A 21,261-nucleotide genomic window follows, 5' to 3' on the forward strand; every position below is an offset into this window, starting at 1 on the left:
GGTTTTGGCTAAAATTTTTTTGCTTTTAATAAAATCCCGAATATGATCTCAAACATCTTTTGCAAAAATGCAAAAATACCAAACATTATTTTTCCAAAATCCTTTTTTTTCAAAAAAAGACACCTTGGTGAGTCTTGCAATATAGATGATACAAAAATGCAACTACCCGGGCGGGATTTGGGTTAATATTTCGTGATAGTTCCTAACTGAAGTAGATATGAGAAAATGCTGAATTTTAAAAATCTTCCCACCATATTTCCACCACATGAACTCACAAAATCATCCTTTCTTGACCATCAGAGAGGTTTTCGAACTTTTTGGAATTTCAATTTCTACTATTAATCGTTTAATAAAAAGAGGAGAATTTCCTCCAAAAGTAAAAATATCTCCTATGAAGAATGGTTGTTACGAAAGAGCAACTTAAAGAATAGATAGATCAAAAAACATTGCCTCACTAGACTATGAAAGTTAAAAATGTATGCTTCGTTAACATTTAAGATATCTAAAATGGTATATTTTTAGTTATTAAAAAATTTATCTATGCTAAAGAAAATTTTTGATAATAAAATCTTTTTACTTTCCTCTGCTTTAATGCTTGGAAGTACTCCAGTTTTTGCTGAATCAACTTGGGATGGCAAGTATAACTCTACCTTCCCTTTCCAAATGTCTAAAGCATCTGTTTGTCCAAAATTTTTACCAATTGATATAGAAGTTAAGATTGAAAAAGGACAAATATCAGGTTTTATGTTTAATAATGGTGGTGGTAACAAAGATTCTTTTTGTAAGTTATATCACAATGGTAGTATTACTGGATCAATTGACGATGCTGGAAATTTTATAAATGTGAAAGTAAAGCAGAAAGACAGTCATTCTAGGAAATATTCCTCTTACAAAATCACGGGTAATATTAAAAACAATTTAAATTTAATCAGTAAAAGTCCCAAGTATCATCCCACAACAGCATTTTTAATTACTAAATATGCCGATTTAGACAGTGAATCTACAAATGCTCAAGCGAATAATAATAGTAAAACAGTTATTAATAACAACGATAACTCTGTTACTCTAAAAGTTAATGTCAATAATCAATCACAGGCCCAAAAAACTCTAGATGAGGTTCAATCCTCTCTTAATATGTATCAAGCAATATCAAAGGTAGTAAAGAAACAATCCCCTGATATTAGAAACAGAATTCTTGGCGCAGTTAACAAAGAAATTAAAAAATTAACCCAAGAAAAAGAAGCACTTGAAACGCAGTTTTCTAATCAATTTTCAACTCCCATTAGACCATCTAACCAAAAATTAAATGTTTCCTCTTTTAAAGCATCTGAAACATTTCCCAAAATACCTTTCTATGTCCCTGGAACAAATGAAATAGGTGAGATGCTAACTATACCAAGGGTAACTGATGAAGGGTTTTTAGTTTATAGACTTGATTTCTTAGACCCCTCATCAACTTATGAAAAAGTTAGAGATAGTATAAATATTCCTCACGAAAATATTGATGGAGTTATTAAAGCACTCGTAAATATTGATAAATGGACAAAAACTGCTCAGGAAAATAATTTAACTAGAAGAGTATCAAAGACTGCTATATGTATACCAGCAGGAAGATGTCAAAACAAGAAAAAAGGAATTATGTCTACAGAAATAGTTTTTCAGGTCTACGAGGATGGAAGTACATCAGGAAGAATTCAACGAAATAAAGGTACATACTCGGTTGGATACAACTTGTCTGTTGAATCATCAGTATTACTATCTGCTTATTTAACTTACATGCGAGACACAGGATCAAAAGAGTTTAATATTGGTAACATGTCTGACGATGAAGTGAAGTCTCTATTTAATTGAGATCAAATTTTGTGAAAAATAACTTAAGTCTCTCAATAGTTACAACAATTTTTCAAAGTGAAAATACAATAAAATCATTTATAAATAAAATTGCTGACTGTGCTAAGAAAAATTTTGGAGATAATTACGAAATAATAATAGTAAATGATGGTTCAACTGATAAGAGCTTAAATATTGCTATTGGGGAGTCCAAACTATCTAATAAAATTAAAATTGTTGATCTATCTAGAAATTTTGGCCATCACAAAGCTATCATGGCAGGGCTTTCCTATTCTAATGGTGATTTAGTATTCCTTATAGATAGTGATTTGGAGGAAGATCCAGAATTATTATTTCTTTTTCTGAAAACAATAGAGGATTATAATGTTGATGTTATTTATGGTGTACAGAAACAGAGAAAAGGTAAATTATTTGAGAGAATTTCAGGAGAAATTTTTTATAGATTATTTAACGCAATATCTAGAATAAACTTCCCTAAAAATATTTTAACTGCAAGGCTCATGACTAGGAAATATGTTGACTCCTTATTACTATTCAAAGAATCTGAACTTTATTTATTAGGAATATTGCATATTACTGGATTCGAACAAATGCCTATAAAAGTTTCAAAAAAATTTAAGATATCTAGCACATATACAATTAGAAATAAATTATCATTAGTAATTAACAATATAACTTCATTTACTTATAGACCCCTAAAATTAATTTTCTATTTTGGAATAACTGTAACCTCAATTTCTTTATTTTTTGGCATAGTTCAAATTGTTAGATACTTTTTATTAGGAAATACAATAGTTGGTTGGACTTCTTTAATAGTGTCTATCTGGCTGTTTGGAGGAATCATTATTTCAATTCTAGGAATATTAGGTATTTATCTATCAAAAGTATTTATGGAAGTAAAGAATCGACCTCATCATATAGTTAAAAACACATATGTTAATGGTTCAGTGTCTGATCTTGTATGTAGAGTAAACATGAATAAAAACTAAATGAAATATGCAGGTTGATCCTTCGAATTATATTCTTAATGTAAATTGTTTAGAAGAACTAGATTTCCATCACGTAAGAGAAAGATTACAATCGAATTCTCTAGTAATAATAAGGGGATTAGTTTCAAAGCATGAAATAGAAAAATCAATTTTTAAAATTAAAAAGTCTTTTAGAAAAGAAAATGATAATCCTACTATTGGCGAAAGTCCAAAAGATATTCAGAAGAATTTTCAAAAACTAATGGTTGGAGGTAATTCACACAGTGGATTATATTTAACAAGATTATTTAGAACATTTTATAATCCAATGTGGGAAGAAGATATTTTTGAAATGCATAATATTTATAAACTTATGATAAAAATCAGAAATTTATGTTCTAACTACCCAGAGGAATTTGCTATTTCTAAGATTGAAGACAATGGTTTATGGAGTGCAACTAGAATTCATCAATACCCTACGGGCGGAGGTTATTTTACTAAACATAAAGATACGGTACTTACTACGGTTGCAAAAGAAAATAATATAAGTTTTTATCAAGTAATTCTTAACATGACTAAATTAGGAAGAGATTTTGAGAGTGGAGGGGCTTTTGTTGAAATAGAAGGTAAGAAAATTATGTTTGAGAGAGAGTTTGATATTGGAGATATAATTATCTATGATGAAAGGACCTTTCATGGAGTTGATGAAATTGATATTAAAAAAAATCTAAATCTAGATAAAATTTGTGGAAGAATTACTGCTTTCGTATCTCTTTATAAAGATATTAAATAATAAAATATTCAAAAACACTTTTCTGCGTAATTTATGCAATGGTGACTTAAAATTTAAATAAAATAAAGGATCTATAGATTGTATAGCGTGAATAGGTTTTATTAGATCAGCAAAAAATTATAGGTCTCTAATTTCTTATTTTCTAAGAAAATCTTAAACTTAAATTATTTTTGTTTGCTTAGAAGTAACATTTTTGGCAGGTTTTATTATGCTTTTAATCCTTTAAAATTTATCTTCAGGAAATCAAAAATTTATAGATTACTTTTTTAAATTTTTTTCCTTTGAGCTTTTTATTTTTCATTATCAATCTAATATTAATTAGAAAAATCCTTCAAAAAATTAATAAGAAAAATATGAATTATCTGTATTTAAAATTTACTCATGAATTCAATAACAATTTATCTTTCCTGAATTTAATAAAATTGGTGAGAAACTTTTAGTAAATATTTTTCAAAAAATGGATTTTATAAAAAATCAAATATTCGAAAACTTTTAATTTCTTATATGGTTTTTTTAAAAATCTGATCTTTTAGGTAAAAAGGGAAAAAAGAAGAATTTTCATTTGATGTTGGAAAATTATTAATTTCTTTAAGATAATTTTTTTGATCCACAACTAATTTTAAACCACCATTGTATAAAACCTCACCCCCCAATTTTTTTTTAAAATTGTCAATACCGTCATTCTTCCTAACTCCCCCTCCTAAAAAGAATGTTTTAAAGCCTAATGATTTCAAAAAAATTATTTCATTCCACAACATCAAATAACCATAAGAATAACCATTATTTTTAGAAGCAGCAAAAACAAAATCGGCATTATCATTTTTTTGGTTAATACCAATTAAATGCATTAATTGAATTTCTTTATTAACTTTTAAACAAAATAAAAAATTATTATCAAGTTTAAGGATTTCTTTCATAAAAAATGAGTTTATAAATTGACTATTATTAGCGCCAACAGAAGACATAAAATTACTATAGAGTTCAAAAAAATAATTTTCTTCTTCTTTTGTTGCAATATTAAATTCATAAAAAGATTTACTTAATTCGGTATTTTTTCTATTTTTTTTACTAATATTTTTTTTAAGTTGATCCTCAGTATTTTTTAGATCAATATAGTAACTATTTAATCTCTCAGAAAAAATATCTTTTAACTTATTAGGAAACGCTTCTTTTAAATTAAATTTACTTATTAATGGCAAGTATAGAGTTGTGATATTTTTTAATGATATTTCTTCAATTATTTTTTCGAGCTTATCAATTGAAGAACTACTAATAATATTGAAAGAGGAATATGAGTTTACAGGTAAATAATTTGTAGTTTCATTAAATCGATATTCTAGAAACTTTAAATTAAATATATTTTCTTTGCTTTGATTCAAAGAGACCAATTCTTTATTTTTAAATTTCGAATAAATTTTTAATATTTCATCTGTATTATACCAATTATCCAAGTTATTCATTTTTATCTAGAAGTACAAATAACTGTCCAATAAAACTCTTCAAGGCCCCACCAGTTATTCTCACAAAAGCCAATTTTGAACCCTTCAAATTTTTGACTTAAGAGATTGATAATTTCAGTATCAGTTTCAAAAAATTTTATTTTCAATCCATTTCTAATTCTCAATGGGTCATCTTTTACAACTGCATAATTATCTTTAAGAATTTCGGCATTTTTCAAAAGATAACTTTTATTTGTTGGAATAGAAAAAATAAATCGACCACCCTTTTTTATAATTCTACTAATCTCATTTAAATTTGAGCTAAAGGAATCATTATTGTTTAGATAATAAAATGAATGACATGCAACTATACAATCAAAGAATTCTTTTTGAAAGTTACTATTACTATTATTGCCAACTTGCAAAATAGCTTTGTAATTATTGAATTCTAAATTTTTAGAACAAAATTCCAAAATTTCTTTATTAATTTCTAGTCCATATACTCTATATCCTAAATCACTAAGAAAAGGTATATTTCTTCCATCACCACAACCCAAGTCCAAAACTTTTTTACCTTTATAAAAAGTTTTATCATTTGGTTTTAAATTAGGATAGGTTCCTAAAAAAGACCTTACAACGAATTCAGTTGGATATAGTTTTGAAAGTTTTTTCCCTTTATAATATTTTGTATATTGAAGATAAATATCTTTATTAATCATTAGAAAGATTATTTGTATAATTTTAAATTAAATGGTTTTAGTTTTAGGTCAAGATTAATACTTTAGGAGTAATTTTTATAGTCACTGAAAAAATTTTATTCATTACACAATAACAATTAATCTCGTTTTTGTGATTAGAAAAATTTAAGCTGGAGGAAAATATATTTTCACAAAAATCAAATATATTGCATATGCTCATAACATTTTCTTCCACAATTGAAAATAAGATCTAATATTGATAGATTATCTACAAAACCACCCCATAGCTGTCTATAACTCCCATATTTAGAATAGTTAATATATGATAATTTTATTTTATTTTCTTTAAATATATTTTGGTCAATATAATTTTTTGCTGATGGGCCGGTAACATATTCGCAGGCATTTAAATCTTTGCATATATTAACCAATCTTTCTGTTTTCCCATTTTTTAAATTAAATTCAGAAGAATCTCTGATTTTAGTAGTAATTTCAAGATAATTACAAATCAATTCAATTAATCTTCTATTCAATTCCGAAAGATAAATATAGTTTTCTTCAAAGTATATTTTCTCAAGTTCTGATGATAAATCTTCAAAAAAAGGTGCTTTTGAATAACTTGATTTTAAACTTTTCCAGTGACTATTTTTCCAAGATTGACCATCTATTTCTGCTTCTTTAATTTTTTGAAAATATTTTCCTTTAACTTTTACTGGAATACTAAGCCAAAGTGGACCATCTTTTGTTTTTATCTTGTTTCTATTTCTCCAATCACGTTTTGTATATTGCATATCATCAAAAATTATAAATTCGTCTACAGAAGCTATTAAATCAAAATAACCTCTCCAAGGAATATAGTTTGACTGAGATATAGCTATTTTTTTCACTAATTTGAAACATATTTTTAGATTATTTTATATTAAAAAATTAATTAATTAACTTTTGAATTGCATAAAAAAATTATAGAAATTAATACTCAAAAAATAAAAGATAAAATCAATAAGATATGGGGCGAATAATAAATTAATCAATTGATTAATTTGGACTAGTAAAAACGTTAAAAGACTAGTAAATAGACTAATAAAAATGTCCTATACTATTCTTACTAGTCCTTCCCTGATTGCATGGAGATCTAGTGACATACATAAAAAAGACCCAATTAGGGTCTTTGTTCGACTATTTAAGACATATAAAAATCCTCGGGCGATTTAATAATAAGTCCTATAAGCGGTTCGAGTCGGCTTGGCTCAATAGTGATTTTTACTAGTTATGCCAATTTTATTTAATTTCATTTTGATATTTTAAAGTTTTAAATTCCGTATTAATAGGGAAATTTCTTTTTTTATATTCATTACATCCAAGATCAGAGAACCTTAATTGTACAGAAAATCGTATTTTATCAGAACAGTTATATCCACTAGCATGAACTAACTTTTGGTTAAAAATAATTGCTTGGCCATATTTAACATCGCAGTTCTCAAATTTAAATTTAAATTTTTTTTCAATAATCCCCTTTTTGTTTGGATAAACTTCATTTAGATGACTTTTTGCACATACTAAAAGAGATCCCTCTTTGAAAGAAGTATCTTGAAGAGGAATCCATATGGTAACAGAGTTTTCGCTGCCACAATTGTATGCATAATCTTGATGTTGAGAGAACCTGGATTGTTCTTTTATAGGTAAATCAACCCTCAATACGGGTTGCAAATTATGTATGGGTTCTTTAAATTTGCATATACTTTTAAGTAACTCTTCAAAGTATGGATGACCTCCTAATGAAAAAAGAGCTGATGAATTCCACAAATGCTTAACTCCAAGGTATTGGAGAGACTGATTTTTAAGCCTAAAGTTTACAATATCTCGATCGTCTGAAATTTTACCAAGATTTTTTGATTCACTTAAGCAATTATTTACACTAAAGATTTTTGCCCTTAAGTTTTCTAATAAAGGAATACAGGGATTTATTGATACTCTAAAGTAACCTCTTTCATCAAGATCTTTCTTAAGCAATGAATAATCCATTTAATCCTTTCTCTTTATAAATAAATCTAATGAACATATGGAGCCATTATTAAAATCAAAAAAGAAGTGACCAATTTGCTCTGAATCTCCATGAATAAATGTATAAAGTTCATAATCTAAATTCTCTAAAAAAGTTAATATTTTGCTTAAAGATTCATTCTTTTCATAAAATCCTGAAATATTAACCTCAACCTGCAGATACTGCACTTTTTTGTGAAAAAGTGTTTCTTTTGCACCCTCCAAGACTTCAAAAGAATGACCTTGAGTATCAATTTTCAAGAAATCAATATTTTCAATAGATTCTTCAGATACGATATTATCAATAGTTTTGCACTGAACAGTAAATTCTCTCTGCTTCACATAATCCCTTGAAAAATAATAACCTTTTTTATCCAGATCATAGAATGAATTTGCTTCAGAATTGGAATAGCATTTAAAATTCCTCTCGTTTTGATTATTTGAAATCGCAAAATTTTGAACTTTGCTATTGCAATCTGAGAATTCTTTTTGTAATTTTTCTGATAATAATGGATCTGGCTCAAATAAATAAAGTTTTGAATTAGAAAATAAAGATCGAAAATTTTTTGAAGATTGACCTTTGTTTGCACCAATATCAAAAAATAATGGTGATTCAGTACATATAAAATGTCTTAGAAGATCATTCTTACAAGTTATAGATGATATGGACATTTAATTAATCTGAATAAAAGTATAAAAAGTTTTTTATAAATTCTTGTTAATTTTATTTTAGTAAGTAGAAAAGTCAAAAATCTCGTAATTTTAAAAATATTATTAATAAAAAATTGATTTATCTGTAAATTTTTAATAAAGATTGAAAAGCTTTTATAATTTTAGTCAAAATCATTGACATAAGCATTCTTAAGAACCCTGATATACCCGCTCAAAAAGAGACTTTTGAAAGTCTCTGGAAGTGATTGGAAGTGTTATTAAACTCCCCAGCCAAAAGTCGGAGAGACCTCTCCTGGGAGTGCCTGAAAAAACCTGATATAAGAAATCGAAGAAGCAGATATATTTCATGACCATGACTAATTTAGAAAATAGATCTTTTTAACATTAAAAGAGGTTTCAAAATTAATTGGACTATCAGTATCAACGATCAATCGCGTGGTCAAAAAAAGAGACTTAACCTCAAAAGTAAAAATATCGCTAAAAAGAATGATTTTTATAAAAAACGAAATAGAAGAATGGATAAATGCAAGATGAAATAGATATAAAAAAAGGTATTATTTAAAAAATTATATTTAATAATCATTTCTCCATATTTGCAATGTCCTCATTAAGGTTTTTACTTATTTTTATTTTTTCTTTTTCCTTATCATCAAATGCTACTCCAACCATCAGAGAGCATTATTCAGATAATTATTTAAAGTTAGTTGAATTAATCTTTGATAAACATAATGTAGACATAATGAATAGAGATTTTTATGAAGGTTATAGTATGAAATTTGAAGACAAATGTAATGCTGAAGTTAAATTAAAGACTTACTCATCTTTATTAAATATTTTCAAAGTAAATATATGCACTAATCAAAGTGAGATTATTTCAGAAAGAGTATAAAAAAAATTCTTTTAAAAATTTTTAATCTTTTCATTAACAAAATCCCTAATAAATAATCTTGTCGCCATTTTGACAATTTGATCTTCAATAGGATCAAATCTGATCTTTTCGAAAAATTTATACAATTTTATCATTGTATATTTCTTTGCAATCATAATTTCAGAATATGAATTTGCAGAAAATATACTTTTTTTATTATTCTTGTTTTTCATTTCTTGAATTTTTAAAAAGTCCAATTCCATTGGGAAAAAATACATATATACGGTACTATCTATCTCCTGAAGAATTCTAAAAATCTCTGGAATCCTGAAAGAATCCTCGACAAAAAAAGATTCATGAAATATATCGCTATCAACTTTTCCATGATGAATAATTAACTTTATAAATTCTCTTTCATTCATCAAATAAACAAGTGGCGATAACAATAAAATAATGGTTTTTAAAAGAAAATAGTTTAATAATTTACAATCTTATCAAGACAATTTCACGACCATCTACAAGTCAAAATAATAGAAAATCTTAAAAAAGACCTCAAGTAAATTAACTTGAAGTCTTAAGAACCCAAAATTGAACTCCCCGGGCGGGATTCGAACCTGCGACCAATCGATTAACAGTCGATCGCTCTACCGCTGAGCTACCGAGGAATATAAGATGAATTTAGCTCTTCTAAGTACCTTATGACAAGTAGAAAGTTTAATTATATTTAAATTTAGATGGTATTTGCCAATTAGATAAAAAACCATTTTTCAATTCTGCTACTGCATCAGCGTAAGTTAATTCTTCATAACGGTGTGTTATCCACAAAACGGTTAAAGGTTTTTCAGTGTCACTTGTCAGATTTTTAATGGTTTTTAAAACTTTTAATTGGCTAAATTGATCTAACAAAGCAGTAGGCTCATCTAAAAGAATAAAATTTCTGTCACTAATAAGAGCGCACGCAATTGTTAATCGTTGTTTTTGACCACCACTTAAAGTATGCACAGGCCTTTTTTCAAAACCATTCAATCCAACCTGGTCAAGAACATATTTTATTTTTCTATTAATTTCATAATCATCTATATTTTGATTAATGTTAATTAAAAGTTCGCTCCTGCAATTTGGCATCAATATTTGATGATCAGGATTTTGAAATACCATGCCAATATTTGCGTTACAATTAATAATTCCTTTTTTAGGTTCAATTATTCCATTAATTAATTTTAAAAGCGTACTTTTACCACTTCCATTTTCACCAACAATCATCCAGAAACCTGGAGTATTTATTGAGAAACTACAGTTATATATTAAATTTTCTTTTTTTGCAGGATATGAAAAAGAGACATCTTTGAAATTAATATGAGGCATTTCATTTTCGAAAGAATTTCTTATCACTTTTAATCATCTATGTCCAGAGAAAAACCTGGTCTTTTAGCTCCTCCAGCTACCGATGATTTTTCGTATATTTGTATAGAAATAATTTCTTGAGCTCTAACAGCAATTTTTTTATCCTGCACTTTATCACAAGTTAATTCAATCAAGTTTGAAACTTCTAAATTTTCATTCATAGATTTTTTTATTTCATCATAAGTTCTTTGTATATCATCATATTCTTTCTTCTGAATTGAAAGCGGAAATGGTGAATATCTTAGACTTAGTTCAAGCGAATACATAATAATAATCAAACTCTTCTTATAATAATAAAAATTCTTGATTAAAAAGTTATTTAAATTAAATTCTTTTGAGAAAATTATATAAAAGGTATTTAAATACAATTATCATATAGTTATGAGATTTTATTTTGAAATTTAAATAATCATTTTATGGAAATAGCAAATGATATAACTTCTCTCGTAGGAAATACCCCATTAGTCAAATTAAATCGGATCAGAGGGCATTTTAATTGTTATCCAGAAATAATTGCAAAACTTGAAAGCTTCAATCCATCAGCTTCCGTTAAAGATCGCATTGCTTATTCAATGTTATGTAAAGCTGAAGAAGAGAGATTAATAACGCCAGATAAAACAACATTAATTGAAGCGACAAGTGGAAATACTGGCATTGCATTAGCAATGGTTGCTGCAGCAAAGGGGTATAAATTGATATTAACAATGCCTGATACGATGAGTATTGAAAGAAGGGCTATGTTAAGAGCCTATGGAGCTGAATTACAGCTCACACCGGGAAAAGAAGGCATGAAAGGAGCTTTAGATTTAGCTAATGAGTTATCTAAAAGCATTGCCAATAGCTATCAATTTAATCAATTTGAAAACTTCGCTAATCCCGATATTCATGAAAGAACAACAGCTCAAGAAATATGGGCCCAATCCAATAATAATTTAGATGGACTTGTTACAGGAGTAGGCACAGGGGGGACAATCACTGGATGCGCACGTTTTTTGAAAAAAGTTAATCCAAATTGCAAAATTTTTGCTGTGGAACCCAAAAAAAGCGCTGTAATTTCTGGAGAAAAGGCAGGATCTCATTCGATTCAAGGAATAGGTGCAGGTTTCGTGCCAAAAGTACTTAATACTAAATTAATTGATGAAATTATAAAAATAGATGACGATGAAGCATTTTATTATGGGCGTTTATTAGCTCGATTAGAAGGTCTTTTATCTGGCATCAGCAGCGGAGCAGCTTTAGCAGCAACTATAAAAATTGGTAAAAGAAAAGAACTAATGAATAAAAGATTAATAGTAATTCTTCCAAGTTTTGGTGAAAGATATTTATCAACAGCAATGTTTGAATCGAATACCTCTATTCAAGCCAGAAAAGACGGTTATCTTTAATCACCAATTTATAAAAATGAAAAAAAATTTATATGAAGAATTAGGGCTTAAAAAAAATGCAACCAAAAGTGAAATTAAATCTTCATATCGTTCCTTAGTTAAGCAACATCATCCAGATGCAGGTGGAGAAAAAGAACGATTTCTTGCCATACAAAATGCCTGGGAGACCTTAAACGACCCAATAAAAAAAGAACAATATGATAGAAATTCTTTTTCTTCCAATTCATCATTTAATTCTTTAGATGATAACTGGGAGGAAAAAGTTAATTCAAAAAAATATAATTCGTCAATTAAAGATAAAGAAGTTGAAATATGGATTAAAGAAATTTACACGCCAATCAATAGATTAATTAGCCAAGTAATTAAACCTTTGAATAACGAAATAAAAGAACTATCTGCGGATCCATATGATGACCAACTAATGGAAAATTTTTGCAACTACATAAATATTTCGCAAACTAAGATTGAAAAAGTTGAAAAAATTTATAACAAAAGATTAATTCCAAAATCTATTTCAGCTTTAGGCCTCGATCTATATCATTGTTTTTCACAAGTAAAAGATGCTTTATCTGAATTTGATAGATATACCCAAGGATACGTAGATGATTACTTATTTGATGGTAGAGAAATGATTAAAGAAGCAAAAAGAATCCAATCAAAGATGTCTTTAGAAAAAAAAAATAAAAACTTTTAAAAATAAAGATTTCTTAAAATAAAATCTATTGAACGTATTCTTTAAGTTGGTCTAATTTCAACCACACATCTGGAACAGGTCTGCTCCATCTAACTTGAGCATATTCGTCTTTAACGGCAAGAATCTCTCCAGGACCTTCAAAGACATAATTAGGTAAATCATAATCACTAGCTAACGCTTCTATACTTTTAAAATAATTATCTTTATCGACAAAAACTAAGCTACCTTTCTTGAGAGGTTTCTTTTGAATAGAATCTGTCATGATAAAGTCAGCAAAGTTGTTTGAAATTTATTATACGAAAAATTGTTTAATAAATATTTAAAAATTTGATAACGGAATAATAATTACAAACATAAAAAAAATTTTATAGCCTTAGTTAATAGATATTTAAAAAATATGCGTCTTTTATTACTCGGCTGCACTGGTTTTGTAGGTAGAGAATTAGTGCCAACACTACTCAATGAAAATCACGAGATATACATTGTAAGTAGAAGACCTATAAGTAAATTACAACTTGATTTAGCTTTCAATAAATTTAAATTTTTTCAAATAAACTTATCCAAAGAACAAAACTGGAATAACGAAAATCTTCTAAACATATTAAGAGAAACAGATGGAATTATTAATTTAATGGGAGAACCCATAGCAGAAAAAAAATGGACTTCAGCTCAAAAGCAAGAGATTGAAAATAGTCGTATTAACACCACAAAATTTATGATGAAGACTCTTAAAAATTTTAAAATAAATCCAAAAGTCATTATTAATGGATCAGCAATAGGTTATTACGGCACAAGTTTATCTGATGAATTCACTGAAAATAGTATTGGAGGAAGTGACTTTCTAGCTAATCTTTGCAAAGAATGGGAAGCGGTAGCTTTTGAAAAACCATTTTTCTCAAGATTAGTAATTTTTAGAATTGGAATTGTTATAGAGGCAGATGGAGGAGCGTTAGGGAAAATGCTCCCTATTTTTAAAGTTGGATTAGGTGGACCAATTGGAGATGGAATGCAATGGATGAGTTGGATTCATAGAAGGGATTTATGTGCATTAATAGCTCAAGCATTGGTTGATAAAAAGTACTCGGGAGTAATTAATGCTGTTGCACCAAAGCCAGTACTAATGAAGGACTTTTCTCAGACTTTAGGAAAATGTCTAAATAGGCCTAATTTACTTCCAGTGCCCGGAGCAGTTCTAAAAATATTGTTGGGAGATGGAGCAAAAGTTGTATTAGAGGGACAAAAAGTAAAAAGCAATAAACTCAAAAATTATAATTTCAAATATCCTCTTCTCGAGAAAGCAATTTACGCTTCCACCAAGAAGTAAAACCATTCACTAAGGCCCCAACAATAAGAATTGTTATCAATGGGACTATAAGAGGATTCCAAACTCTTTGAATAAAATTAATAAAAATGAATATCCCATTTAATTGCATGATGATTGCAAATATAAAAAATATTGCAAAAAAAATTACAATAAATAAATTAATCAATAACAAATTATCGATTAATTGTTTTATGTTATTTGGATTATTTTCGTTAGTCATTTTTCATGACAATTTTCATATCATCAACCATCTTAATACAAGCTTTATCTTCACCTAGTCTTTTTTTTGCATTTTCATTACATGAGATCAAAAACTTTTTATTTAGTTTTATTAGGTATATAACTTTAATGATCAATCTAATTGTCTGATTTATTTGATCATTCTTATTTTTATAATTACTAGCGCAAAAAACATATTTTCCAAGCAATCTTCTTTGCGCTTCTGCAAAAGATTTTGTAAACTGTGGACCTTTACCCTCAATCTGAATAACTGGTTTTCCTAATCCAATAGCTTGCTCTGTTGCTGTTCCTGCCATGCTGATACAGCATTTACTTTTCAATAATATTTTGTCAAAATTATTCCAATATATATTCACTTCTAAAGATTGATATTGAAATTTCAAGAAAAACTTATTTTGCATTTTTTCTATGTGTACCCACTTTCTTTTTTGAAATATCTCCTTTATTTTTGATAAAGATAAAGCATTAACTATTGCAAAATTAAATTCAGTTTTTTGAAAATATTTTAAATCTGACATTGCCTCTATTACCTCTAAAATTAAAACAAAATTCTCTAAAATTTCGGGGAATCTACTTCCTGGAAATAATCCAATACTAAATTCAGATTTTTCTATTTCTTTATCTCTTATAAAAAACTGATCCATAAATGGATTACCTAAAAAAGAGACTGTCTTTTTTAATTGCAAAGTTAAATCATTGGCTGTAAGAGAATCTCTTGCATATATTCTTATTGCCTTTTTTGAGAGCAAGAAAAATTTAGACGGCCATGGTAATTTTAATTTACCTTCATAATGACTGGAATAAGCAACTAGATATGTAAAAAAATATTTCTTACAAACCCACGCAAAAAAAACTGGCACAATATCACCAACTACAAAAAAATAATCATATTTTTTTCTTATTTTATAAGTTAAATACAATTTTTTGAGAAGATAAAATACTTCTCCTCCAAATATCTCAGTTAGTCTTCCCTTAAGCGAATTATAGCCAATTCCTCCAGTACTAAATTCTTCAGTTTTTCCGATAATCTTAATTTTTTCTTTTGAATAATGAATTCCTTTCCCAACAATTGGCAAAGCGTTAACAGAATAACCATTTTTTACAAATTGTTTAGCTATTAAACTGCCAGATAGATCTTCTCCATGCCCATTACTTAATATTAAAATTTTAGACAATTTAAAATTCCAGCCATTTTTTAACTTTGCTTAACTCAGGCCAATCTGGATATCTACTTAATCCATCTTCAACGGATTCTTTCAACTCACTTTTAACATCTGGCATCATCATAGACATTTTTTTTATTAACTCAATATGATCCCTAACACCTTTATTATTTGTAGCCAAAAGAGCTAAAGACAAATTCATTCTTGCTTGTGGATCTTGCTGATTTAATCGCACAGCTTGTCTAGCAGCTGCCAAAGCTTCTTCATTATTTTTCAAAAGTAATTGAAGCCATGATAAACAAGTCCAGGCAGCAAAATGATTTGGAATTTGCTGTATGATTTTTTGAAATTCTTGCACGATTGGGATTAAATCTTGCCCTGCTTTGTATCTTGATAAAGCTGCATTAAAATCCTCTTCGATGGGATTAATTTCGTTATTCATTATTTATTAAACCGCAAAGGAGCTTCCACAACCGCAAGTTTGAGAAGCATTTGGATTTACAAAATTAAAGCCACCACCAATTAATTCCTTACTAAAATCTAATTGCATTCCATAAATATATAAGAGACTTTTAGGATCACATACTACTTGAAAGCTTTGATCAGCTTTTAATGAATAATCATAAACTTTATCATCGTGATTTATTTCATTAGTTCCTATAAAATCCATCGTATAACTCATCCCACTACAACCACCTGATCTTACCCCTACCCTTAGTGCTTTTTTATTACTTTGGTCCTTCAATAAATTTGAAATTTGTTCTATAGCATCATTTGTAATTAAAATACCTTTGCCATCATCAGAATTTTTAATTTCCTGTTTAACTTCTACATTTTCCATAAACAAAGGGATTTCTACTATTTATAATATAAAAACTTTATCGATAGGATGCATATTACAAACATTATCCAAGCTTGATTTGTTATAATTTTAAGAAAAAGTGAAAATTGCAATAGTTGGTTCTGGATTAGCTGGTCTTACAGCAGCAGTCAATTTAGTTGATGAAGGCCACGAAGTAGAAATTTACGAGAGCAGGTCATTTTGGGGAGGTAAAGTCGGAAGTTGGGAAGATAAAGATGGAAACCACATAGAAATGGGTTTACATGTATTTTTTTACAATTATGCGAATCTCTTTAAATTAATGAAAAAAGTGGGAGCCTTAGACAATTTACTCCCGAAAGATCATACTCATCTATTTATCAATAATGGTGGTGATTTAAAATCTTTAGACTTCAGATTCCCTTTAGGTGCTCCATTTAATGGACTAAAAGCTTTTTTTACCACCGAACAACTTACTTGGGTAGATAAGTTTAGAAATGCCTTAGCTTTAGGGACAAGCCCAATAGTTAGAGGATTGATAGACTATGAAGGTGCAATGAAAATAATTAGAGATCTAGATAAAATTAGTTTTAAAGAGTGGTTTTTAAACCATGGTGGAAGTGAAAAAAGCTTAGAAAGAATGTGGGACCCTATCGCATATGCTTTAGGTTTTATTAATTGCAAAGACATTTCAGCAAGATGCATGCTAACTATATTTATGATGTTTGCTTCAAAAACAGAAGCCTCAAAACTTAACCTTTTAAAAGGTTCTCCGCATAAGTGGTTAACACAACCTATTGTCGACTACATCATAAGCAAAGGTGCAAAAATCCATCTTAACCATAAGGTAGAGGAAATCATTTATGAACAGGAATCTTCCTCTTATTCAGTAAATCAATTAAAAATATCTTCTCCTGAAGGAATTAAGGCAGTCTTTGCAGATAAATTTCTAGCTGCATGTGATGTTCCTGGAATAAAAAAAATAATTCCAAAAGAATGGTATCAATTTAAAGAATTTGAAGGATTAAAAAAACTTAGAGCTGTAGCTGTTGCCACAATCCAATTAAGATATGACGGTTGGGTTACTGAATTACAAAAAAATAATACTGGAAACGAACCAATTGGTCTAGATAACCTTCTTTATTCTGCTGATGCCTCTTTCAGTTGTTTTGCTGATTTAGCACTAGCAAGTCCAGCAGACTATAGAAAAAAAGATATGGGATCGCTTCTCCAATGTGTTTTAACTCCTGGCGATAGATGGATGGGAAGATCCACAGAAAGAATTACAAAAGAAATAGATAAAGAGGTGCGCCGTCTATTCCCATCCTCAAAAAACCTTAAATTGCTTTGGAGTAACGTGGTACAAATTCCACAATCACTCTACAGAGAAGCTCCCGGTATGGAACCTTTCAGACCCGACCAAAAAACATCAATATCTAATTTCTTTATGGCTGGTAGTTATACAAAACAAGATTATATAGACTCTATGGAGGGAGCTACAATGAGTGGTCATTTAGCTGCTGCCGCAATTTTAGAGAAGAAAGCCGAATTAGCAAAAAATCTTGCAGTAAGTTAATTCATGGGTACTTGGCTAAAACATAACGTAATAACAGTTGTTAATGCGCCTCTTGAAAATGTATGGGATACATGGAGCGATTTAGACTCAATGTCACTTTGGATGAGCTGGATTGAATCTGTAAAAACAGTTAACGAAGAGACTAATACGTTACCAGATTTAACAGAATGGACTTTAGCTGCAAATGGCTTTAGGTTTAAATGGAAAGCTCAAATTACAGAAAGGGTTGAAAAAAGCAAACTTAAATGGAAATCAATAGGAGGTTTACCAACTGAAGGATCAGTAGTTTTCGAAAGTAAAACTGATCAAATCACAGCAGTCAATTTAGCCATAACTTATGAACTACCAAAAATGATTGCTCGGTTTATGGAAGAAAATATTTTAGGCAAAATGGTTACAAACGAATTACAGGCCAATATTGATAGGTTCAAAGATTTAGTTGAAAAGAACTATACAAAAAATTTTTCTAACTAAAAATATTAATTGCTACATCTAGTAGTCCTTCAAAAGTATATTTTTGTGACTGACTATCAACTCTTCCAAAAATCTTGTTACATATTTTTGTTGTCTGAGGTCCAATAGTTAATAACTTAATTTGATCAAAATATTCTAACCATTGTTTACCAAGTTTTTTTTCTAGTAAAAAAGCAGCATTTACTACGGTTTTACCGCTTGAGAAAATAATTGCATCAACTTTTCGATTAGAAATAATATCAATTGTTTCTTCCGGAATTGATTCAGGACATCTAGTTTCATATGCAGCAACCTCAAATACACGAGAACCAGCCTTTCTAAATTGATCTGCAATTAAATCCCTACCACCTGTTTGAACTCTTGGTACAAAAACTCGAAGTCCATAACCAGATACTGGAAAATTATCAATTAAACTTTCAGCAACAAATTCTGGAGGTATGAAATCGGCTTTTATCCCAAAATCATCAAGAGTTTTTGAGGTTTTTTCTCCGACTACGGCGATTTTTGTTTTTTTAGAACATTCTTTTAATGAACTATTAAACTTTCTAAGTCTTTTATCCACAAATTTGATCCCATTACTACTGGAAAAAATAATCCAATGAAAATCATTTATTTGATTTAATGCTTCGTCAAGAGGATTTAAATCATCGGGATCACCAATACTTATTGCAGGCAAATCAAATACATTAGCGCCCTTGCTTGTGAATATCTTTTTTATATCCAATATCCCTTCTTTTGATCGAGTAATAATTATATTTCTTTGATCAAGAGGTAGATCAACTTTTGGCATCCTTACCCTCAACATTATTATTTTGATTTTTATTTTTTAATTCATCGAGAAGTTTCAAGACTGATAATCCTTTATCAAGAACAACATCGTCTTTAAAAATTATCTCTGGAACTCTTCTCATCTCAATTCTTTTTCCTAAACTATGCCTTATAGAGCTTTTAGCAGTATTCAAGTTTTCCACAATCTCTTTCCTCACTTTCTCTTTTGCAGTTGAAGTTATGTAAATTTTACAGTGTTGCAAATCACCTGATAAATCAATCTTAGAAATATTGATGAAATGATCTCTAATAAGATCATTTTCTAAATCATTCTGCAAAATAAGTGTTATTTCTTTCTTCAAAAGAGAAGAAACTTTTGCAATACGGTAATTATTTGGCATTATGGTTGTAAATTTATTGGGTTTGTCATCGCTTGCAAGACAAAATAAACAGTTATGAAAGCACTTAAGACAGAAGATATCAAACCTACTATTGTGAGTGGATTTGATCTATTCTTGAATAAAGGTTCAAGCAAAGCAACAAGTCCACCAACAATGATAGATATCAAATACTTTGGATATCTCGCAACATTAGAGAAAAATTCGCCCATCAGCTCCACAAATAGATTACTTTTTTAGCTAAGTTTTAACAAACATTAAACAGCATGATTACATTATATCAATTTAGGCATAGTGCTTTTTGTTTAAAAACAAGAATGGCGCTTCATGCAAAAAAACTACAATATCGAGTTGAAGAAGTAACACCTGGAATAGGCCAATTTGAAATTTTTAAAATATCAGGTCAAAAACAAGTGCCTGTAATAGTCGATAGTAATGATCAAGTTATTAATGACTCTTCAACTATTTGCGAATACATAGATAAAAAAAATGAAAACAATCCACTCTTTCCTGAGAATCCAATATTATTTGCACAATGCAAACTAATTGAAGACTGGGCAGATACTACAATGGCTACAACTTGTAGAAAAGCTTTAATAAAATCTGCAATAGAAAATCCACGGCTAAGAACTGCATTACTTCCAGATGAAATACCTTCTTCAGTTAAAAGTATTGTTGATAAATTACCTTTTGAAAATCTTAGTAAAATTTCTAATGTAGTTTTGTCTTCTAAAGATAATTTAGAACTCCAAAAATTGCTGGAAGCTTTATCAAAATCCTTGATCAACAAGAAATATTTAGTTGGAGATAGTTTATCAATTGCAGATATTTCAATTGCTGCTCAATTATCCCTTCTTAAATTTCCAAAGTCTGCAGGACCAATTCTTTCAGGAGAGGGGAGCCAAGAATACATAAACAACCCTTATTTAGAAAATCTTTTCATTTGGAGAAACAACTTAGAAGAATATCTTTTTAGTGCTAACTCTCAATAAATTCAAACTTCAATTTATATTTATTTGTTTTTATAGCATGAATAGAAGGATCACCAACTTTTGAACCATAAGAAGCAACATATTGCACTCCACAAATTGATGGTTTGATTGATTTTTCAACTTCCAATATTTCTTCGGAACATTTTTGAAATTTACTAATGGTCTCTACCTGATTAATCCTTGAAGCACCTGGCCTATGTGCTGTTTGTATAACTAGCTCATCTGCGAAAAAAATATCATCATCTTGGATCTGATTTCTCCCTGTAATTCTTGAATCGATATAAAAATCATCTTTTAAATAAGTAATTTGATTATTAATAGATTGAGGATCATTTACAACCTTGATTAAGGTTTCACCAAATATTGCTTTTCCAATAGATTCAGAATTTTCTGCACGATTACCAACAATTAAATCTGAATCATTCTTAAAGAAATTTACTTTATAAATAACTGGCTCTTCTGAATCATTAACTATATCTTGAGAAGTAACAAGCCAATTTCCCTCGAACCATTTTGGATAAATTAAATCCTTAGAAGTATCCGATAATTTAAAATTTGGCAAATATAATTCTGGCCATTGATTTAAACGATTTTCCAAAAACTCTCGTACGTTAGAATCTACTAGAGCAAAAGAACTTTCTAAAAAAATTCCTTGAAAAATCAAGCAAAGAATTAATCCAAGAAGAACTTTCAT

General features: G+C 28.7%; 28 protein-coding genes and 1 tRNA gene. 12 read left to right on the forward strand and 17 right to left on the reverse strand.

Annotation, left to right across the window (positions count from 1 at the left end; all coding sequences use genetic code 11):
- The first annotated feature begins 265 nt into the window (after positions 1 to 265).
- From JJ842_04550 to JJ842_04565, 4 genes are all read left to right on the forward strand, one after another.
- Positions 266 to 424 carry a helix-turn-helix domain-containing protein gene (locus JJ842_04550; protein MBO6971181.1) on the forward strand — a complete coding sequence of 53 codons (159 nt, stop codon included), beginning with the start codon at positions 266 to 268 and terminating at the stop codon, positions 422 to 424.
- A gap of 116 nt (positions 425 to 540) precedes the next feature.
- Complete coding sequence (locus tag JJ842_04555; GenBank protein ID MBO6971182.1) at positions 541 to 1,851, forward strand: hypothetical protein; 1,311 nt, start codon at positions 541 to 543, stop codon at positions 1,849 to 1,851.
- Positions 1,852 to 1,862: 11 nt separating this feature from the next.
- Positions 1,863 to 2,840 carry a glycosyltransferase family 2 protein gene (locus JJ842_04560; protein ID MBO6971183.1) on the forward strand — a complete coding sequence of 326 codons (978 nt, stop codon included), beginning with the start codon at positions 1,863 to 1,865 and terminating at the stop codon, positions 2,838 to 2,840.
- A gap of 7 nt (positions 2,841 to 2,847) precedes the next feature.
- Positions 2,848 to 3,612, forward strand: coding sequence for a hypothetical protein (locus tag JJ842_04565; protein ID MBO6971184.1), 765 nt, complete (start codon positions 2,848 to 2,850; stop codon positions 3,610 to 3,612).
- Positions 3,613 to 4,112: 500 nt separating this feature from the next.
- Here JJ842_04565 and JJ842_04570 read toward each other — a convergent pair whose 3' ends face one another.
- From JJ842_04570 to JJ842_04590, 5 genes are all read right to left on the reverse strand, one after another.
- Positions 4,113 to 5,072 carry a hypothetical protein gene (locus JJ842_04570; protein MBO6971185.1) on the reverse strand — a complete coding sequence of 320 codons (960 nt, stop codon included), beginning with the start codon at positions 5,070 to 5,072 and terminating at the stop codon, positions 4,113 to 4,115.
- A gap of 2 nt (positions 5,073 to 5,074) precedes the next feature.
- Positions 5,075 to 5,770 carry a class I SAM-dependent methyltransferase gene (locus JJ842_04575; GenBank protein MBO6971186.1) on the reverse strand — a complete coding sequence of 232 codons (696 nt, stop codon included), beginning with the start codon at positions 5,768 to 5,770 and terminating at the stop codon, positions 5,075 to 5,077.
- A 176-nt stretch (positions 5,771 to 5,946) separates the two neighbouring features.
- A complete protein-coding gene (locus tag JJ842_04580; protein MBO6971187.1) occupies positions 5,947 to 6,636 on the reverse strand; it encodes a WbqC family protein in 690 nt (229 codons plus the stop codon).
- 391 nt (positions 6,637 to 7,027) lie between these two features.
- On the reverse strand, positions 7,028 to 7,771 hold the full coding sequence (locus JJ842_04585) for a phytanoyl-CoA dioxygenase family protein (GenBank protein ID MBO6971188.1): 744 nt from the start codon (positions 7,769 to 7,771) through the stop codon (positions 7,028 to 7,030).
- Entirely contained in the window at positions 7,772 to 8,461 is a 690-nt protein-coding gene (locus JJ842_04590) for an FkbM family methyltransferase (protein MBO6971189.1), read from the reverse strand.
- A 372-nt stretch (positions 8,462 to 8,833) separates the two neighbouring features.
- On the opposite strand from JJ842_04590, the gene JJ842_04595 reads away from it, so the two are divergent.
- Both JJ842_04595 and JJ842_04600 read left to right on the forward strand, forming a co-directional pair.
- Entirely contained in the window at positions 8,834 to 8,995 is a 162-nt protein-coding gene (locus tag JJ842_04595) for a helix-turn-helix domain-containing protein (protein MBO6971190.1), read from the forward strand.
- A 64-nt stretch (positions 8,996 to 9,059) separates the two neighbouring features.
- On the forward strand, positions 9,060 to 9,350 hold the full coding sequence (locus JJ842_04600; GenBank protein MBO6971191.1) for a hypothetical protein: 291 nt from the start codon (positions 9,060 to 9,062) through the stop codon (positions 9,348 to 9,350).
- 11 nt (positions 9,351 to 9,361) lie between these two features.
- Here the strand turns inward: JJ842_04600 and JJ842_04605 are convergent, their stop codons facing one another.
- The 4 genes from JJ842_04605 to JJ842_04620 form a co-directional block, all read right to left on the reverse strand.
- Positions 9,362 to 9,751, reverse strand: coding sequence for a hypothetical protein (locus JJ842_04605; protein ID MBO6971192.1), 390 nt, complete (start codon positions 9,749 to 9,751; stop codon positions 9,362 to 9,364).
- Between the two features lie 171 nt (positions 9,752 to 9,922).
- Positions 9,923 to 9,994 (reverse strand) — tRNA-Asn (locus JJ842_04610).
- A gap of 49 nt (positions 9,995 to 10,043) precedes the next feature.
- Positions 10,044 to 10,718, reverse strand: a complete 675-nt coding sequence (locus JJ842_04615) for an ABC transporter ATP-binding protein (protein MBO6971193.1) — start codon at positions 10,716 to 10,718, stop codon at positions 10,044 to 10,046.
- Between the two features lie 5 nt (positions 10,719 to 10,723).
- Complete coding sequence (locus JJ842_04620; GenBank protein ID MBO6971194.1) at positions 10,724 to 10,999, reverse strand: hypothetical protein; 276 nt, start codon at positions 10,997 to 10,999, stop codon at positions 10,724 to 10,726.
- A gap of 150 nt (positions 11,000 to 11,149) precedes the next feature.
- Here JJ842_04620 and cysK point away from each other — a divergent pair, with 150 nt between their 5' ends.
- Together cysK and JJ842_04630 are read left to right on the forward strand one after the other, a co-directional pair.
- Positions 11,150 to 12,118: a cysteine synthase A gene (cysK, locus tag JJ842_04625; protein ID MBO6971195.1), complete on the forward strand. Its 969-nt coding sequence runs from the start codon at positions 11,150 to 11,152 to the stop codon at positions 12,116 to 12,118.
- A gap of 16 nt (positions 12,119 to 12,134) precedes the next feature.
- Positions 12,135 to 12,812, forward strand: a complete 678-nt coding sequence (locus JJ842_04630) for a DnaJ domain-containing protein (protein ID MBO6971196.1) — start codon at positions 12,135 to 12,137, stop codon at positions 12,810 to 12,812.
- A 25-nt stretch (positions 12,813 to 12,837) separates the two neighbouring features.
- Here the strand turns inward: JJ842_04630 and JJ842_04635 are convergent, their stop codons facing one another.
- Complete coding sequence (locus JJ842_04635; GenBank protein MBO6971197.1) at positions 12,838 to 13,074, reverse strand: NAD(P)H-quinone oxidoreductase subunit O; 237 nt, start codon at positions 13,072 to 13,074, stop codon at positions 12,838 to 12,840.
- Between the two features lie 135 nt (positions 13,075 to 13,209).
- Here JJ842_04635 and JJ842_04640 point away from each other — a divergent pair, with 135 nt between their 5' ends.
- Complete coding sequence (locus JJ842_04640) at positions 13,210 to 14,136, forward strand: TIGR01777 family oxidoreductase (GenBank protein MBO6971198.1); 927 nt, start codon at positions 13,210 to 13,212, stop codon at positions 14,134 to 14,136.
- 212 nt (positions 14,137 to 14,348) lie between these two features.
- On the opposite strand, the gene JJ842_04645 is transcribed toward JJ842_04640, so the two are convergent.
- Genes JJ842_04645 through JJ842_04655 form a run of 3 tightly spaced genes read right to left on the reverse strand, consistent with a single transcriptional unit; the run spans position 14,349 to position 16,380 of the window.
- Entirely contained in the window at positions 14,349 to 15,551 is a 1,203-nt protein-coding gene (locus tag JJ842_04645) for a hypothetical protein (GenBank protein ID MBO6971199.1), read from the reverse strand.
- Between the two features lies 1 nt (position 15,552).
- On the reverse strand, positions 15,553 to 15,981 hold the full coding sequence (locus JJ842_04650; protein MBO6971200.1) for a hypothetical protein: 429 nt from the start codon (positions 15,979 to 15,981) through the stop codon (positions 15,553 to 15,555).
- A gap of 6 nt (positions 15,982 to 15,987) precedes the next feature.
- Positions 15,988 to 16,380, reverse strand: coding sequence for an iron-sulfur cluster assembly accessory protein (locus JJ842_04655; GenBank protein ID MBO6971201.1), 393 nt, complete (start codon positions 16,378 to 16,380; stop codon positions 15,988 to 15,990).
- Positions 16,381 to 16,480: 100 nt separating this feature from the next.
- Here JJ842_04655 and zds point away from each other — a divergent pair, with 100 nt between their 5' ends.
- Both zds and JJ842_04665 read left to right on the forward strand, forming a co-directional pair.
- On the forward strand, positions 16,481 to 17,935 hold the full coding sequence (gene zds / locus JJ842_04660) for a 9,9'-di-cis-zeta-carotene desaturase (GenBank protein MBO6971202.1): 1,455 nt from the start codon (positions 16,481 to 16,483) through the stop codon (positions 17,933 to 17,935).
- Positions 17,936 to 17,938: 3 nt separating this feature from the next.
- The gene (locus JJ842_04665) at positions 17,939 to 18,409 is read left to right on the forward strand and encodes an SRPBCC family protein (protein ID MBO6971203.1); all 471 of its coding nucleotides are present in this window, start codon (positions 17,939 to 17,941) and stop codon (positions 18,407 to 18,409) included.
- On the opposite strand, the gene JJ842_04670 is transcribed toward JJ842_04665, so the two are convergent.
- Genes JJ842_04670 through JJ842_04680 form a run of 3 tightly spaced genes read right to left on the reverse strand, consistent with a single transcriptional unit; the run spans position 18,402 to position 19,787 of the window.
- Positions 18,402 to 19,199 carry a uroporphyrinogen-III synthase gene (locus JJ842_04670; GenBank protein MBO6971204.1) on the reverse strand — a complete coding sequence of 266 codons (798 nt, stop codon included), beginning with the start codon at positions 19,197 to 19,199 and terminating at the stop codon, positions 18,402 to 18,404. The two genes, JJ842_04665 and JJ842_04670, sit on opposite strands and share 8 nt — an antisense overlap.
- A complete protein-coding gene (gene rbfA / locus JJ842_04675; GenBank protein ID MBO6971205.1) occupies positions 19,186 to 19,578 on the reverse strand; it encodes a 30S ribosome-binding factor RbfA in 393 nt (130 codons plus the stop codon). Before rbfA ends, JJ842_04670 begins: the two co-directional genes overlap by 14 nt.
- A complete protein-coding gene (locus JJ842_04680) occupies positions 19,578 to 19,787 on the reverse strand; it encodes a DUF751 family protein (protein ID MBO6971206.1) in 210 nt (69 codons plus the stop codon). The genes rbfA and JJ842_04680 overlap by 1 nt, the downstream gene beginning before the upstream one ends.
- 54 nt (positions 19,788 to 19,841) lie before the next feature.
- Here JJ842_04680 and JJ842_04685 point away from each other — a divergent pair, with 54 nt between their 5' ends.
- Positions 19,842 to 20,567: a glutathione S-transferase family protein gene (locus tag JJ842_04685; protein ID MBO6971207.1), complete on the forward strand. Its 726-nt coding sequence runs from the start codon at positions 19,842 to 19,844 to the stop codon at positions 20,565 to 20,567.
- Here JJ842_04685 and JJ842_04690 read toward each other — a convergent pair.
- Positions 20,554 to 21,261, reverse strand: a complete 708-nt coding sequence (locus JJ842_04690) for a POLO box duplicated region (GenBank protein MBO6971208.1) — start codon at positions 21,259 to 21,261, stop codon at positions 20,554 to 20,556. The two genes, JJ842_04685 and JJ842_04690, sit on opposite strands and share 14 nt — an antisense overlap.

This window comes from Prochlorococcus marinus CUG1433, from assembly GCA_017644425.1.
GTDB lineage: Bacteria > Cyanobacteriota > Cyanobacteriia > PCC-6307 > Cyanobiaceae > Prochlorococcus_A > Prochlorococcus_A marinus_U.